The 13,701-nt window shown below is 66.6% G+C and carries 15 protein-coding genes; 3 read left to right on the top strand and 12 right to left on the bottom strand.

All coding sequences use genetic code 11. The features are described 5' to 3' along the window. Positions 1-128: 128 nt before the first annotated feature. On the top strand, positions 129-896 hold the full coding sequence (locus LE190_RS08155) for a GIN domain-containing protein (protein WP_225238259.1): 768 nt from the start codon (positions 129-131) through the stop codon (positions 894-896). 48 nt (positions 897-944) lie between these two features. On the opposite strand, the gene LE190_RS08150 is transcribed toward LE190_RS08155, so the two are convergent. From LE190_RS08150 to LE190_RS08105, 10 genes are all read right to left on the bottom strand, one after another. Beyond that, positions 945-1,124, bottom strand: a complete 180-nt coding sequence (locus tag LE190_RS08150) for a hypothetical protein (protein WP_225238258.1) — start codon at positions 1,122-1,124, stop codon at positions 945-947. A gap of 117 nt (positions 1,125-1,241) precedes the next feature. Further along, on the bottom strand, positions 1,242-2,183 hold the full coding sequence (locus LE190_RS08145) for a type II secretion system F family protein (RefSeq protein ID WP_225238257.1): 942 nt from the start codon (positions 2,181-2,183) through the stop codon (positions 1,242-1,244). Between the two features lie 15 nt (positions 2,184-2,198). Then, a complete protein-coding gene (locus LE190_RS08140; protein WP_225238256.1) occupies positions 2,199-3,176 on the bottom strand; it encodes a type II secretion system F family protein in 978 nt (325 codons plus the stop codon). Between the two features lie 8 nt (positions 3,177-3,184). Beyond that, a complete protein-coding gene (locus LE190_RS08135; protein ID WP_225238255.1) occupies positions 3,185-4,531 on the bottom strand; it encodes a TadA family conjugal transfer-associated ATPase in 1,347 nt (448 codons plus the stop codon). Between the two features lie 27 nt (positions 4,532-4,558). Continuing rightward, positions 4,559-5,734, bottom strand: a complete 1,176-nt coding sequence (locus tag LE190_RS08130) for a CpaE/TadZ family protein (RefSeq protein ID WP_225238254.1) — start codon at positions 5,732-5,734, stop codon at positions 4,559-4,561. Between the two features lie 27 nt (positions 5,735-5,761). Then, on the bottom strand, positions 5,762-6,049 hold the full coding sequence (locus tag LE190_RS08125; RefSeq protein ID WP_225238253.1) for a hypothetical protein: 288 nt from the start codon (positions 6,047-6,049) through the stop codon (positions 5,762-5,764). A 12-nt stretch (positions 6,050-6,061) separates the two neighbouring features. Continuing rightward, positions 6,062-7,603 (bottom strand): type II and III secretion system protein family protein, encoded by a 1,542-nt coding sequence (locus LE190_RS08120; protein ID WP_225238252.1) that lies wholly within the window; start codon positions 7,601-7,603, stop codon positions 6,062-6,064. A gap of 25 nt (positions 7,604-7,628) precedes the next feature. Continuing rightward, complete coding sequence (cpaB, locus tag LE190_RS08115) at positions 7,629-8,468, bottom strand: Flp pilus assembly protein CpaB (RefSeq protein ID WP_225238251.1); 840 nt, start codon at positions 8,466-8,468, stop codon at positions 7,629-7,631. A gap of 153 nt (positions 8,469-8,621) precedes the next feature. Next, positions 8,622-9,143 carry an A24 family peptidase gene (locus tag LE190_RS08110; RefSeq protein ID WP_225238250.1) on the bottom strand — a complete coding sequence of 174 codons (522 nt, stop codon included), beginning with the start codon at positions 9,141-9,143 and terminating at the stop codon, positions 8,622-8,624. Positions 9,144-9,204: 61 nt separating this feature from the next. After that, entirely contained in the window at positions 9,205-9,393 is a 189-nt protein-coding gene (locus LE190_RS08105) for a Flp family type IVb pilin (protein ID WP_224943790.1), read from the bottom strand. 339 nt (positions 9,394-9,732) lie between these two features. Between LE190_RS08105 and LE190_RS08100 the strand changes: the two genes are divergently transcribed. Next, the gene (locus LE190_RS08100) at positions 9,733-10,770 is read left to right on the top strand and encodes a GGDEF domain-containing protein (protein ID WP_225238249.1); all 1,038 of its coding nucleotides are present in this window, start codon (positions 9,733-9,735) and stop codon (positions 10,768-10,770) included. A gap of 9 nt (positions 10,771-10,779) precedes the next feature. On the opposite strand, the gene LE190_RS08095 is transcribed toward LE190_RS08100, so the two are convergent. After that, positions 10,780-11,379: a 2-hydroxychromene-2-carboxylate isomerase gene (locus LE190_RS08095; RefSeq protein ID WP_225238248.1), complete on the bottom strand. Its 600-nt coding sequence runs from the start codon at positions 11,377-11,379 to the stop codon at positions 10,780-10,782. 8 nt (positions 11,380-11,387) lie between these two features. Continuing rightward, positions 11,388-12,608 carry an HD-GYP domain-containing protein gene (locus tag LE190_RS08090; RefSeq protein ID WP_225238247.1) on the bottom strand — a complete coding sequence of 407 codons (1,221 nt, stop codon included), beginning with the start codon at positions 12,606-12,608 and terminating at the stop codon, positions 11,388-11,390. 107 nt (positions 12,609-12,715) lie between these two features. On the opposite strand from LE190_RS08090, the gene LE190_RS08085 reads away from it, so the two are divergent. Further along, positions 12,716-13,648, top strand: a complete 933-nt coding sequence (locus LE190_RS08085) for a LysR substrate-binding domain-containing protein (RefSeq protein ID WP_225238246.1) — start codon at positions 12,716-12,718, stop codon at positions 13,646-13,648. Positions 13,649-13,701 lie beyond the last annotated feature (53 nt).

Here is a 13,701-nt window from a genome sequence, read left to right as displayed (position 1 = left end):
GTGCGGGCGCCATAGGACCGGCTATTTTGCGCTCCAGACCGCGGATTGCGCAGTTCATCGCAATCGGCTCGGAGGGTGTCGGCCGGCATCCTATAGTGGCTCCATCGCCACCCATACCGGAGAACAAGATGAAGAAACTGTTGAGTACCGCCGCCGTCGCCGCCACCTTCGCACTGGTTGCCAGCCCATCCCTTGCCGACGATATCGTGCGTGAAAACCGCAGCGTCGATGCCAGGGTGACCAAGGTGAAACTGGACGGCATCGTCGATCTCGTCGTGCGCCAGGGCAGCACACCCTCGCTGGTGGTATCGGGCGACCGCCGCTACGTACAACGCATCACCACCGCGCAGCGTGGTGATACGCTCGAGATCGGCACCCAATCCTTCAACAGCCGCCATGGCGACACGCACGAGAAGCTGCGCGCCGAACTGACCGTGCCGAACCTGGCCGAACTGACTTCGCAGGGAGTCGGTACCTCGACTATTAGCGGCTTCTCGGGCAATGCGATCCAGGTCGCGCTCGATGGCGCCGGCTCGGTCACGCTGAACAGCAACTACCGCAACATCGATGCCCGCCTTGGCGGGGTCGGTGGCCTGGCCCTGAATGGCGTGCGCGCCGAACGCGTCGACCTCAACCTGCGCGGCGCCGGCCGCATCAGCGTCAACGGCGAAAGCAAGCTGCTGCGCGCCAAGCTGGGCGGCGTCGGCAGCCTCGAAGCGCAGGGCTTGCGCGCCGAGTCGGTCAACCTCGATATGAGCGGCCTGGGCGGTGCCACGGTACACGCGGTGCGCGCGGCCGACGTCGATTTGAGCGGCATGGGTTCGGCCACCGTCTATGGCAATCCGGCCACCCGCAACGTCAACACCAACGGCATGGGAAAGGTAGCCTGGAAGTAAACCTTAATCCGCACTCTCCAGGCATCCGCTCCTTCCAATACCTCAGCGCTATTTTCTGAACACCATGCTGTTGCGCACCTCCTTGACGCTGGAGGCCGCGTGCGCGGTGATGGCGGCGGGATCGGTGCTTATCCTGGTGCTACGGTGTGCATCCGAAGGGGTGCAGGCGCTGAGGATGGCCAGGAGCACCCCGAGCAGGATCAGGTGGGTACGGTAGGAAAGCTTCATGGGAGGCTCCCGGGAGCAGGCGGACGTGCCCATTCTCGCGAGGCCGCAGATACCTCGTTTGATTTTCGACAAACGTGCAAACGGAGCTTTTTCGCTGAATCCGGCTCTGAACCGCCTTCAGCGTGAGATGGGCAAGGTGTCCAGGGTACGTATCACCTGGATCATCGCCGGGCCCAGCAGGACTGTCAGCAGCATCGGAAAGATGCAGAAAATTAGGGGAAACATCAGTTTCAGGCCGATCCTGGCGGCGCGTTCCTCGGCCAGCATGCGGCGCTTGTGGCGCAGGGTGTCGGAATGCACGCGCAGCGCATCGCCGACACTGGTGCCGAAGCGTTCCGACTGGATCAGCATCGCCACCAGGCTGTCGACGTCTTCGACGCCGGAGCGCAAGGCAAGGTTGCGCAGCGCCTTTTCGCGGCTGAAGCCGGCGCGGATCTCGATCAGCACCAGTTGCAGCTCCTGCGCCAGGACCGCGCTCTTGAGGTGGATTTCGGCAGCCACCTTCACCATGGCCCGCTCCATGCTCAGGCCGGCTTCGACGCAGACCGTCAGCAGGTCGAGCGCATCGGGGATGGTCTCGAAGATCTCGCGCCGGCGCCGCTGCGCCACATGGGCCAGGACCAGGTTCGGCAGGTAGTAGCCGAGCGCCGCGACAACCAGCAGCAGCGCCATGAACTGCTCGCCCTTCAGCCCCGCCCCGGACAGCATGGGAATGGGCGCGGCCATGGCCGGCAGCACCAGCGCGAGCGCCGTCTTCGATGCAAAGTACAGTGCCGGCGCGGAGGCGCTGCGCCAGCCGGCATGCATGAAGCGGGTGCGCAGGCCGGATTTTTCCCAGCCCTCCTCGGGCACCGACAGTTTGGTCAGCGGCTGGGCGGCGCTGGCGACGCGCTCCACCCATCCGCTGGACGGTTCCGGCGGCACCGGCTCGGCGGCGCCCGGGAGACGGCCGAGGCGGGCACGCAGGGCCAGCGGGGCGAACAGCACCAGCGCCAGCCAGGCCAGCCCGGATACGACGCACAGGACGATGAGCAGGAAAATCAGCTGCGGCGAAGTCATGCTTGCCTCCAGGCTTCAGATGCGAATGCGGATGATGCGACGCAGCCAGACGATGCCGACCACGATCATGGCCAGGCCGAAGCCGAGCATGCGCTGGCCCTGCGGATCGGTCCACAGCAGGCTGACATACTGCGGATTGGTCGCCAGCATCAGGGCCAGCACCACGAAGGGCAGGATGGTAAGGATCAGCGCCGACAGCCGTCCTTCGGCCGACAGGACGCGCACGTGCGCCACCAGCTTCAGGCGGGCACGGATGATGGCGCCGATGTTCCCCAGGATCTCGGCCAGGTTGCCGCCGGATTCGCGCTGGATCAGCACTGCGATGACCAGGTAGCGCAGGTCGGTCAGCGGGATGCGCGCCGCCATCGCGTGCAGCGCTTCGTTCACCGGCACCCCATAGTTGATCTGCTCGCGCGCGATGCGGAACTCGCCGCCGAGCGGCTCGGCCAGCTCGCTGCCAACGATTTGCAGGACATTGCCGAAAGAGTGGCCGGCGCGCAGCGAGCGCGCGATGAAGTCGGCGGCATCGGGCAGCTGCTGCTCGATGCGGACCAGGCGCCGCTGGCGCATCCGGCGCAGCAGGAGCCATGGCAGCAGCAGGCCAAGCGCCGCAGCCGCTGCCTGTACGGGCGCCGGCAGCGGCCATGCCAGCGACAGCAGGGCGGCACCGAGCATGCAGGCGGCGGACCAGGCCAGGAACTGCGCGACCGTCCGGGTGGCGCCGGCCTGTACCAGCAAGGCGTCGATGCGCTGCGCCAGCGGGAAGCGGTGCAGGAAGCGGTCGATGCCGGCGTTGCCGCTGTAGGACCGTTGCTTGAGGATCGAGATCCGCTCGCTGCCGCGCGCCGGCGCACCGGACATCAGCTGCAGGCGGCGCGCCACCCGGCGTGCGGCCGCGCCGTGGCTTCCCACCCACCACAGGTACATGCCCTCGATCGCCAGGACCGCCGCCGCAAACAGGAACACCACGAAAGCATAGAATAGTGCGTCCATGCGCCTCCCTACTCGAAGCTGCGGTCGGGGTCGAAACTGTCTTCCGGCACCGGCACGCCGTACATCCTGAAGCGCTCGGCGAAGCGCGGCCGGACCCCGGTGGCACTGAAGCGGCCCGTGACCCGTCCATCGGGCGCCACTCCGGTCTGCTCGAAACGGAAGATCTCCTGCATCGAGATGACCTCCCCTTCCATGCCGGTGATTTCCTGCAGGCTGACCAGCTTGCGGGCGCCATCGGTCAGGCGTGTCACCTGCAACACCACGGTCACCGCCGACACGATCTGCTGGCGCACCGCGCGCACCGACAGGTTCATGCCGGCCATGCTGACCATGTTTTCCAGGCGCGCCAGCGCGTCGCGCGGGGAGTTCGCGTGGATCGTCGCCAGCGAGCCTTCGTGGCCGGTGTTCATCGCCTGCAGCATGTCGAAGGCCTCGGCGCCGCGCACTTCGCCCACGATGATGCGGTCGGGCCGCATGCGCAGCGCATTGCGCACCAGGGCGCGCTGGGTCACTTCGCCCTTGCCTTCGATGTTCGGCGGCCGCGTTTCCAGGCGCACCACGTGCGGCTGGCGCAGCTGCAGCTCCGCCGCGTCCTCGATCGTCACGATCCGCTCGCTGGTCGGGATGAACCCGGAAATCAGGTTCAGCAGCGTGGTCTTGCCGCTGCCGGTACCGCCCGAGATCAGGATGTTGACCTTCGCCACGCCCAGGCACTCCAGCACCTTGAGCATGGGCGGCGTCAGGCTCTTGTAGCCGAGCAGGTCCTGCACCGCCAGCGGGGTGGCGCCGAAGCGGCGGATCGACAGCAGCGGCCCGTCCACCGCCAGTGGCGGGATGATCGCATTCACGCGCGAACCGTCCGGCAGGCGCGCATCGACCATCGGACTCGATTCATCCACCCGCCGCCCCACGCGCGACACGATCTTCTCGATGATCTTCATCAGGTGGGCATTGTCATGGAAACTGATGGCGGTGAGCTCCAGCCTGCCGCGGCGCTCGACATAGACCTGGCTGGCGGTGTTGACCAGGATGTCGGAGACCGACGGATCGTTCAGCAGCGGCTCGAGCGGGCCGAAACCCAGCATCTCGTGCTGGATGTCGCGCACCAGCTGGTGGCGCTCGTGCTGGTTCAGCACGATCCGCTCTTCCTCGATGATGCGCTGGATGAGCAGGGCCAGTTCGTGCTTGAGCTGCTCGGCGGTGAGGCGCTGGAGGCGTTCGAGGTCGATGCGTTCCAGGATCATCCGGTGCATCAGCCTCCTGAGGTCCTGGTAGGCCTGGGTGCCGGTTTCCACTGCCAGGGCGCCGGACTGGCTCTCCTGGACGGCGCCCGCGAGGCGTTCACGTATCGACATGGCTTGCTCCCGAAAATGGCATGGCGTTCAGTCGTTCGGCTCGCCGCGTCCGAACAGGCGCTCGAGCAGGCCGCGGCTCTCCTGGACGCGGCTGCCGGTCACCAGTTCAACCAGTTCGACCAGGCTGCGCGCGGCCGCGCTGGCACGCGACAGCTGCAGCACCGGCACGCCCTGGTTCACCGAATCGGTGACGGCGACGTAGTCGTTGGGGAAGGTATGCACGACTTCGCAGCCGAGCGCCGTGTGCAGGTCCTGCAGGCGCAGCTTGCCGCCCTTCTCGTAGCGGTTGACCACCAGGCGGATGTCGTCCAGCGCGTAGCCGAGCGAGCGGAAGATGTCGAGCAGGCGGCGCGCGTCGCGGATATCGGGCAGGGCCAGCTGCAGCACCGGATAGATGGTGTCGGTGACATCCAGTGCGCGCAGCGACACCGCGTCGATCTGGCGGCCGATGTCGAGCAGCACGTAATCGTAGTGCTGGCGCGCCACGCGCAGGATGCTGTCGATGTGTTCCGGCCTGGCCTCTTTCGCGTGGGCCGCGTCGTCGGCCGCCGCCAGCATGCCGAAGCCGGGAGTCACGTGCACCACGCAGGATTCCAGGAAAGGCCCATCCACGCGCGCGATCTGGGCGCAGACGTCGGACAGGGTCATGGCCGGCTTCTGGTCGGACACGTACAGCGCGGCATCGCCGAATTGCCGGTTCAGGTCGATCAGCAGTACCCGCTTGGCCGACAGGGTGGCGAGCGCGTATCCGAAATTGGTGGAGATGAAGGTGGCGCCGCTGCCGCCCTTGCAGGCGATGAAGGCCAGTACCTTCCCTTCGCGCAGGGTCGAGATGCCGGCGGCGGCGGCGGCGCGGTCCAGTGCCTCATGGAAGGCGCGCTGTACCAGTGGCAGCTGCAGGACGTCGCGCACGCCCGCGCGCATGGCGCGGATCAGGAGTTCCGGGTGGTGCTGGTCGGCCAGCAGCATCAGCTGCGTGCCCGGATACTGGCGTCCGAGGCGTTCGAGCAATACCGCTTCCGAAGGCTCGATCTCGCTGGCGTCGACGATGAGCAGCTGGAGGCTGGCGCTTTCGGGCCGGTCGAGCGCCTCGCGCAGGCTGGCGCGTACGGCGCACACCTCCAGCAGTGGCGCGCGCGCGGCGCCCAGGGAGGCGATCTCCGCATGGAGCTGGCTGGCGCGGCTGATGAGCAAGGCTTTCATGGCGGGCAGGCTAGTGGACGGCAGGTTTCAGCGCGCGCCGCCAGCGCTGATGAAGATCGCTGGTGGCATGCGCTCGGGCTCGGCGAAGCTGCGCTGGTAGCGGTCGTGCGCGCCCTTGGCCGCGCGGCCATCGATGCCGGTGGCGGGGTGCCGGTTGGCCGCCGCACCGGGGTCGAGTACCTGGGCCGCCAGGTTGGCGCGCGTGGCCGTGCCGAATTGCCGGTCCCATTCGGGCGTCGTGTGCGCGCAGCCATGCAGGCAGGCGCCGAAGGATGCCAGCACGAGCGCCAGCGGTATCTTGCGGATGGTACTCACGGGAGCTCCTGGTTAGGGTTCGACGCCGGCAGCCGGACTGGCAGGGGTAGCCGCCGGCGGCAATGCGGATGACGCGGATGATGCGGCTGCCGTGGTGCTGGCCGGTGGGGCGCCCTCCAGCCGTCCTCCGAGCAGCACCTCGCCGCGGGTCGGAATGCCGACCTTGTCGGTCGGCAGCGAATAAGCGGCGCCAGGCAGCGGCTTGACCAGGCGCGCCGTGATCACGAACACCAGCTCGGTGCGGTCCTGCTGGTAATCGGTGCTGCGAAACAGCGCGCCCAGGATCGGCACTTCGCCCAGCATCGGCAGCCCTTTCAGATTGGCCACCAGGTTGTTGCGGACCAGGCCTCCGATGGCGAAGCTCTGGCCGTCGTACAACTGGACCGTGGTGCTGGCACGGCGCGTGGTCAGCACCGGCAGGATGGCGGCGCCGTTGACGCCGAGGGCCGATACGCCGATCCCTTCGCGCGACAGTTCCGACACTTCCGGCGCCACCCGCAGGTTGATGCGCCCGCCCGCCAGCACCGTCGGGGTGAAGCGCAGGCCGACGCCGAATTCCTTTTCCTCGAGCGTGATGCGATTGTCGTCCTGGGCCACCGGGATATAGAACTTGCCGCCGGCCAGGAAGCTGCCCTCCTGACCGCTGATGGCCAGTACGTTGGGCTCGGCCAGCACGCGCACCAGGCTGTCCTTCTTGTCGGTGTCGCCCACCAGCCGGCCGCCCCTGGTGCGCAGCGTCTCTTCGCCAGGCAACGCGCGCCCGCTCAGGAAATTCGACACCAGGGTCGTCATCCAGTTGCCGGAGCCGAAACTGAAGCGGGCGCGCGTCTCGAGCCGTTCGAGCAGGCTTTTCGAGACCTCGGCCACCTTGACCTCGAGCTGTACCTGCTGCGGCGCGCTGACGCTCAGCAGGTTGACCACGCGCGTTTCCGCGCCCTGGACGGCACCACCGCCGGCGCCGCTGCCGAGGGCGACGACGCCACCGGCCTCTCCGTCCGTGCCGACCGATGGCAGCTGGCGCAGCGGCCGCCGCACATAGGCGCCGGCCAGCTCCAGCGCGCGCGCCATCGCGCCGGCGTCGCTGACGGTGCCGGCCAGGACCAGGGAATCGGCGGCCGTCATCACCCGGATGTCCTTCTCGTCCGGCAGCGCGGCGGCCAGGGTCGCCTGCAGCGCGGCCGGGTCCATCGCCACCACGATGTCCATCACGCTGCACAAGCCGCTCCTGCCTTGCACGATCATGTTGGTGGTGCCGACATCGATGCCGGCCACGTACAGGGTGTCCGGCGCCACCAGCATCGCCTGCACGATGGCGGGATTGCCGACGCTGCGGTGCGCCACTTTTTCCGGCAGCCGCAGCATGGTCGACTTGCCCATCGCGAGCGAGAGCGTGGTGGGGCGCGCGGATGCGCTGCTGCAGCCGGCTGCGGGCTGGCTGCGCGTGACCGGCGCAGCGGAAGGTTTTTTTGCGGCAGCCGCGGTGGCATGCACCGGCACGAGGGTGGCGAGCATCAGGCCGGCGGCGATCCCGCCGATTGTGGGGTGTCTGTTCATGGCATCCATTTCCGCATCGGTGGGGTCAGAAGCATTCGCTGGAAGCGTGCAGGCCGTTGATGACCTTCACGCAATCGCGTCGCGGCGCCGGCCTGGGCGCCTGCGGCCGCGGGCTGCGCACCGCCAGCGCGACCGGCTTGACCGGTGCGGCCGGCGGCGGCAGCAGGTCCTGCTTGGTGGCGCCCAGGGTGCGCGCCGCAGCCGGGTCGACCTGGTTGCGCAGCGCCAGCGAGAGCGTGCCGACGCTACGCGCCAGGTCGAGCTGCTCGGCCTGTTCCGGCGTGACTTCGAGCGTGACGGCGTTCACCACCTTCGGCCTGGTTTCGTCGCGGTTCACTTCCTGCGCTACCGCCAGTACCAGGATCCGTTCCAGCACGATCTTCGAGATGCTGCGCTCGCGTGCGCTGGCGTCCTGCGGCTGCGCTTCGGTCTCGGTGCTGACGATGATGTCGACGTAGTTGCCCGGCAGGGCGAATCCGGCCACACCGACCACGTCGTTCACCCGCACGGTGATGGCGCGCTTACCTTCGGTGATCAGGGCCGACAGGCCGCCCAGGGTGCCGGCCGGCGCCAGCTTGGCTTCGCTTACCGGGTCGCCGGCGACGATGCTGGTCCGGAGCACCCGGCCGCCAAGCTTGCGCGGGTCGTCGAAGGCTCCCTTCGGCACGCTGTTGGCCGGCCAGTCGGCCAGCTTCAGCATCTCGGGCGTCAGGCGCTGTCCGATGCTGATGTCGCTTGCCGCCACCACGATGCGGCCCGCCTTGGCCGGCGGCTGCCGCAGCAGCCAGAGTCCGGCCAGCACCACCGCGGCCAGGCCGGACAGGATCGCGAGCGCCATGACAATCACGGCACGCTTGTCTTTCATCGGGTCTCTCCCAGGTTACGAACTGCATTGCCGGCAGGAAGCTAACAGGCGGCCCCAGGCCTCGATACCCATTGCCTTACCGTGATTAAATTGATTCTAGCCACCGCCCTTTCCCATCCGTTTGACCCCCGCCAAGGAAGCGGTGCCGGGAATTCAGCTGTAGCGGCCGATCAGGAAAACCATCGTCCCGGCGGCAATCGCCAGGCCGTAGGGCATCGAGCCGGCGCTGTTGCGGGACGGCGGCAGCGTGGCGGGCAGTCGCAGCAGGGTACGGCGCAGCAGGTGCCACAGGTTCAGCAGGGCCAGCCACAAACGGCCGCGGCAGACGAGGATGGCGAGTGCCATTGCACCGCCGGCACACCAGGCCAGCACGGCAATGTCCAGCACCGTCGCAGGCCCGGTGAAGGCACCCACCGTCGCCATCATCTTGACGTCGCCAGCGGCCATGCCGCGCAGCAGGTAAAAGGGAAGGAAGATGGCCAGCCCGATGAGCGCCCCGCCCGCCGCGGACAACAGGGATTGGCCAGGAGTCGGCGACAAGGCGTGCAAGAGCAGCGCGCCGGCCAATGCGCCCAGCAGCAGGCGGTTGGGAATCCTGCGGCTATTCAGGTCATTGATCGCGGCCGCCGTCACCATCAGCAGCAGCAGGGTATCGAGATAGGGTGCGACAGGCATGATGCGCTCCTCGCCACAAGGAAAAGCCCCCCGGAAATGTGGCTCCAGGGGGCGCCTGCACTTACTTGCCCGGGTTAGCCGGCAGCGAATCGCGGATGAACTCGAAGGTCTTCTTGATGCGCGTGCCGATGTCGCCGGCGCTGGCAACGATGACGACACCGATCAGTGCTGCGATCAGTCCGTACTCGATGGCGGTCACACCGTCTTCATCGGCGATGAAGGCTTTGACTTTGGAAACGATCATACCCATTGAAACTCCTTTTGATGGTTGAGGATTGCTACGCTACCCACAGGCCGACGGTGTCCCGTCTTCGACTTCTGCAAACCATGCCTGCAAGCCAATTCACTGTAGCGAATGCTTCAGGAGGCAAATTGACCTCCTACAATTTCCACCAAAAATTGCATCGCGATTCGATGCGTTCGCCCAATGCCGGTCGTTTCATTCGTCTCGCATAACGATAAATTCTGTTAAGAATAGTTGCCGTTAATGCAAAAACAATTTATCCTATGCCACTTATGCGCTTAAAAATCGGGCACCACCTGGCGTGAGCACGCCGTGCTTTTTGCTTGACTCGTTTCTGTGAAAGACATGGATTCCCTGCTGAGACACATGGTGGACATGACTGGCCACCGCGATCACACGATGCTGGACGTTTCCGTGATTTCGGCGGTGCAGGAACTGTCGGGTGCGCTGCAGACCCGTGTTCTGAGCATCGCCACCGTATGCGGACAGCGTTTCGTGCGCTCGCGCGCCTGCATCCGCGCCGGCGGCGTAGCCTGTCCGGAAGAAGCGCAGGACGGCAGCAGCCCTGGGGAACCGATCGGCGCCCATCCCGAACTGGCGCATTGCCTGGATGCGCACGATGCGCGCGCCGAAGGCGTCGCGCCGAACGGACTGCGGCGCCTGTGGCTGCCGATCTGGGTAGGCGACAAGGCACATACCTGCCTCGAGATCACGCACGCACACGGCTTCACGACCGAATCGATCCACACCATCAGCGGGATCGTCAGCGTGTATCGCAACTTCCAGAACCTGCTCGACTACAGCGAGCGCGATTCGCTCACCGGCCTGCTGAACCGCAAGACCTTCGACGACCAGCTGGCGCGCATGCTGCAGGCGGGCGATGCCGAGCTGCGGGTGCCGGGCCAGCCCGAGCGGCGCCAGCACGTGGGCGAGGAAAAGCAGTGGCTGGCCGTGATCGACGTCGACCATTTCAAGGGGGTGAACGACCGCTTCGGCCACCTGTACGGCGACGAAGTGCTGATCCTGGTCGCCAACCTGCTGCAGTCCTCGTTCCGCTCGCAAGACCGGGTGTTCCGCTTCGGCGGCGAGGAGTTCGTCGTGCTGCTGCGCTCGACCACGCTGGAAAACGCGCGCAAGATCATCGACCGCTTCCGCACCAACGTCGAGGCGCATCCCTTCCCCCAGGTGGGACGGGTCACGGTGAGCGTCGGCTTCACCTGCATCAGCGCCGCCGATTCGCCGGTGGTGACGCTGGGCCATGCCGACCAGGCCCTGTACTTCGCCAAGGCCAATGGCCGCAACCGCGCCTGCCACTACGAGGAACTGGTGGCCATGGGCCTGCTGCAGACCATCGCCACCAACGACACCGCCGAATTCTTCTGAACCGGCGCTTCAGCCGAGCGTGCGCGCGTGGTCGAGCGCGTCTTCCAGCCGGTCGTCGCCCCAGAACATCTCGCCCGCCACCATGAAGGTCGGGGCACCGAAGATGCCCAGCCGGCGCGCCTCGGCCGTCTGGGCGCGCAGCGCGTCCCGGGCCGGTTCCTGGCGGGCCTGGAACAGGATGGCCGAGGGATCGGCGACCAGTCCGGCGAGCGCCGCCAGCACGCAGTCGTCGTTGTCGATGGCGGCATCCTGCGCCCAGTTGCGCAGCATGACGCGGCGGCAGAACTCGCCCATCCACGGCTGAGCGCTGCCCAGCAGCGCCACCCGCATCGGCAGCACGGCCCGGCGCGGAAAGTCCGATGGCCGCCTGAACGGCAGCCCGTACCTGGCCGCGCGCCGCGCCATGTCGCGCCAGACGTAATCGCCCTTCTCCTTCTGGTCGACGAAGGGCGAGCTTTGCCAGCCGAGTTCGCGCAGGATGGGCCCGAGCAGGAAAGGCTTCCAGTGCAGCGGCACCTGGGCGCGGCGCGCCTCTTCTTCGATGCGCATCAGCGCCAGGTAGCTGTAGTTGCTGCCGAACTCGAACCAGAATTCGATGGGCGCCGGCATGTCGGACCTCAGGCGATATGCATGAAGCGCAGCGGGTTGACGTTCCACTTCTCGGGCGACTCGTGGCGCACGATCTTGTCGCCACCGCCGGAACCGAGCGGCTTGGACAGGTCGAGGCTCTGCGGCTTGATGTATGCCTGGTTGCGGGTACTGAAGAACACATTGACCTTTGGCGTGAGCAGGCTGGTCTCGTGCGGCTCGGTCACCACGCCCAGGCGTCCCGATTCGAGCAGCACCAGGGTACCGACCGGGTAGATGCCGACACAGCGCATGAATTCCTGGGCCAGCGTGGGGCTGAAGTGGAACTTGCTCCACTCGTAGATCTTGCGCAGCGCTTCCGCCGCCGACATGCCCTTGTGATAGCAGCGGTCGGACGTGATGGCATCGTAGACGTCGACGATCGCCGCCATCTGCGCCAGCTCGCTGATGCCGCCCTCGGCCAGGCGGTCCGGATAGCCGCTGCCATCGCGCCGCTCGTGGTGGTGCAGCGTGATGTCGAGCGGGATGCTGCCGATTTCCGGGGTCTTCGACAGGATGTCGTAGCCATCGCGCGGATGGCGCTTGATGATCTCGAACTCCTCGTCGGTCAGGCGTCCCTGCTTGTTCAGTACCGCGTCAGGCACCAGGGCCTTGCCGGTATCGTGCAGCAGGCCGCCCAGGCCGGCCTGGTAGATCGTCTCCGCATCCATGTTGCGTGAACGGCAGAAGGCCACCAGCAGCGCGCACACGCTGACCGAATGCAGGAAGGTGTAGTCGTCCTTGTTCTTGATGCGCAAGAGCCCCAGCAGCGCGCCGGAATTGCGCAGGATGGATTCGGTGATGCTCTCGACCACCGGACCGACCCGTTCGATCTCGACTGCCTTGCCAAGGCGGGCGTCGGCCATCACGGTGCGCACCAGGCCGGCGGCCTGCTTGCGGATATTGGCGGCACGCGCCAGTTCTTCGCCCAGCGAGACGCGCGTTAGCACCAGCGGCCGGGCGGCGATCGCCGTGACTTCCGCCTCGGTTGCGGCTTCGGCCTGGGCCAGGGTCGGCGCGTCGTCCACGTCCAGTCCCTTGCCGCAGTCGATGACGACGCCGTGGATCCGGGCATTGCGGATTTTGAGGATTTCCTCGTCAGAGCTCAACAGGAAGCGGTTGCGCACGAAGGGATGTTCCATCCAGCCGCAATCGAGGTCATGGATGAACATCCCAACCTTCAGTTGTGAGGCATCCACCTTTTTTAACATGTCGTTCTCTGCTCTGTAATAATGTCGGGACGCCGGGTCGTATTGCAGTATAACAACTTCACTACGCTGTACGGCTAATTTGTTGCCCACAGGATACACCCAAAAAGATGGAGCTTCGTCAATTCCGCTATTTCGTCGCCATTGTCGACCACGGTTCGCTGTCACGCGCCGCGGTGGTCCTGCACGTGGCACAGCCGGCATTGACGCAGCAACTGCGCCAGCTGGAGGAAGAGCTGGGCGCGCAGCTGCTGCACCGTTCGGCCCATGGCGTGGTCAGCACCGACGCCGGAAAGATCTTCTACGAGCATGCCCAGGCCATCCTCAAGCAGGTGGCCGATGCACGCTCGGCGGTGGTGCAGTCCACCACGCGGCCCTCGGGCAGCGTCTCGCTGGGCCTGCCGCACAGCATCTCGGGCGCGCTGGCGCTGCCGCTGCTGGAGGCCACCCGCGTCAGGTATCCGGAAATCACCCTGCAACTGACCGAGGAAATCTCGGGCAGCCTTACCGAACAGCTCAAGTCGGGCCGCCTGAACCTGGCGGTGCTGTTCGACCCGGTCCCGGCCGGGCACTTCACGGCCACGCCACTGGTCGAGGAAGACCTGATGTTCATCTGCCGCACAGGCTCCAGCCTGGCCCCGGCGGCTGCCCGCCTCGGCTTGAAGGACGCGCTGGCCAGCACCCTGATCCTGCCGGCGCGCCAGCACGGCGTGCGGCCGCTGGTGGAGCAGGCCGCACAGGGCGCCGGCCTGGCGCTCGGTACCATCCTCGAGATCAACTCGCTGGCGATCCTGCGTTCGGCCTTGTTGGCCGACCTCGGCGCGACGCTGCTGCCGGTGGCTCCCCTGCTGGCCGACATCGAACGCGGTGCCATGGCCGCCTGGCCGGTGGTCGAGCCGGCGCTGACGCGCAGGGTAACCCTGTGCGCGTCGCGTAACATTCCCTTGACGAATGCGGCGGCGGCGATCGGCAGGCTGGTACGCGAAGTGACGGAAGACCTGTGCGCACGCAGTGCCTGGCCGGGAGCACGCTTGATAGCTTGAGCGCATGACGGCCATCAGTTTTTCTTATACCCCCATCCGCATTCCCTATTGGC

The sequence above is a fragment of the Massilia hydrophila genome (genome assembly GCF_020208145.1).
GTDB lineage: Bacteria > Pseudomonadota > Gammaproteobacteria > Burkholderiales > Burkholderiaceae_D > Telluria > Telluria hydrophila.
Note: the sequence above shows the minus strand (reverse complement) of the source record. Positions and strands in the feature narration are given on the sequence as shown.